Source organism: Microvirga tunisiensis, from assembly GCF_009296175.1.
Taxonomy (GTDB): Bacteria; Pseudomonadota; Alphaproteobacteria; order Rhizobiales; family Beijerinckiaceae; genus Microvirga; species Microvirga tunisiensis.
The window spans coordinates 1-1,974 of sequence record NZ_VOSK01000643.1; the positions used below are offsets into that span (position 1 = coordinate 1).

Genomic DNA, 1,974 nt, shown 5'->3' on the forward strand with positions numbered 1-1,974 from the left:
CTGAGGAAGGTCGCCCCGCTCGCAGGCGACCAGAACACGCTCACGCAGATCAGCGGAATAAGGCTGGGGCATGGCTCGCCTCCCGGGCCATATCCCAGTCAACGCGCAGCCCACCCGAATGGATTCATGCTCAGATCAAAAGCGCTTTAACGGATCAGTCATCTGGCTCGCCACACCCTGCTTGTACCGGCCCGGATCAGGCTGTCCCCAAACGGATATTCAATCGGTAGGATCAAGCCGCCTCAGCCATCGCACGGCGCATCACCAACGTGGTGTGGGTCTCCCGAATGACCTCAAAGCCATGGCGCTGATAGAACCGAAAAGCTGGATTATTCTTGAGCACGAACAGTGCCATCGACTTTGCCGTCCTGGCCTGTTCGTTCAGCAGCCGTATGACCTGTGAGCCAATGCCCTGTCGCTGCCGCTTCGGTGTGATATAGAGTTGCTTCAGGAAGACTTCATCACCTGTCCGTCGAAACTCGACCCAGCCGATATCTTCCCCTTTGAGAGTGATGATCTTCGTATCATCCGGACGCCACAGGTTGGCAAACTGAGCTTCCTGCTCCTCATCAACCCAATCCACCCAGGCATTTGCAAGGGGTTTGATAGCTTTGTGATAAAGGTCGAGCACGAAAACGTAGTCGTCCGAACAAGCGGGTCGCAGATCAATCGTCATCGGAGGGTTGAGACTAATAGAAGGAAGTGATCCGACCAGCGCGGCTTGGCGAGAACACCTTACATGTCACGCCGGTCCCCCTCGTCTCTACCACAAGAAATCAGCTGTTGGGTAGCATCATCGTGAACGTGAGCCCTTTCGATTAACGGGTCCGTTCACGGTTCCCGTGGTCGAGACATCGTCGGTATTGGCCGCGATCTTACCGCCAGACCTGACTGTATCCGTGTTCCACGCGATGTTTTCTCCCGGGACCAGATGCGCGACAAGCTTGCGGGTCGTACGAGAAAGGTGCTTGCCTGCCTGCGCTAAGGGCTTGAAGTCTGCGAGCTTGTGGGGACCTCCAGGTTTGCCCGTGAAGACACGCAGACCGTCCGGGAACATTACCATGTCACCAGGGCGCAAGGTGCTGTCGGACAGAAGAGCCGGAAAGGGATTGGGAATGTCTCCGACCGGTTTTGGTTCTATCGGTTTCTTGATTTCCACTTGCTCCGCAGCCACAGGCTTCGGGTGTGGTCGGGTTTTGCGGCGGGGCTGCTCAAGCGCAGAATCAGGCTGATACCCGAAGGGCTGGGGGAGCGGGGTCGGAGTAGCAGGTTGGGTCAAGGCTCGGAAGAACGCAAAAATGCCTTGGGCTTGGGCGGGTACGCTGCCAACTATCATTGGAAGGATCAGAGCCGCCGCCACGACACTGCAAGGCTTCGGCAGTGTTACAAGTGGCGTTCCGTGCTTTGGCATTCCCGCCTCCTATGATGAAGGTAGCAACGTGGCCAAGCTATTGTTGTTCCTGCTACTTTGTTGCAGGCAAGAAATATACATAAGTTAACAAGATGTGTGAGCTGGGCGGGAACAGCAATCTGCATAATCGGTTGATTCCTAACCTACAGCAAAGGCAAACAAGTCAGGAATGCTGATCGGCCTTGCAACGGTACTGTCAACTTAACACCGTTACTTGCAGTTCTCGGTGTTTAGGTCCGGGTAGGCCACACGTTTTTAATCGCTTAGACACGCCGCGGAGTAGCTAAGAACAGCGGGATTCGGTCTTTGCTCGGTTAAGTTGACGGTGTCGCTTGGGCGCCAGCACTTGCTCCAGATAGGCCAGCAGCATGGGCGTGGAGGTCGCGGACACAATGCTCATCGTGGCGACCAGGCCTTCACACGCGAGCGCACCGAGAACTCTGATGTTCGTTGTCAATGAGCTTGGACGTGGGAGTGCGATCCCAGGGCGGGAGCCGGGTGTGGCAGGATGGAGCGATTGCGCAGGGCTGGCGGCAGAGCCGTCAAGACGACGGTTGAGCAAA

General features: G+C 56.4%; 1 protein-coding gene. It reads right to left on the minus strand.

Annotation, left to right across the window (positions count from 1 at the left end):
• Window positions 1-232 precede the first annotated feature (232 nt).
• The gene (locus FS320_RS42380; RefSeq protein ID WP_152718522.1) at window positions 233-676 is read right to left on the minus strand and encodes a GNAT family N-acetyltransferase; all 444 of its coding nucleotides are present in this window, start codon (window positions 674-676) and stop codon (window positions 233-235) included.
• Window positions 677-1,974 lie beyond the last annotated feature (1,298 nt).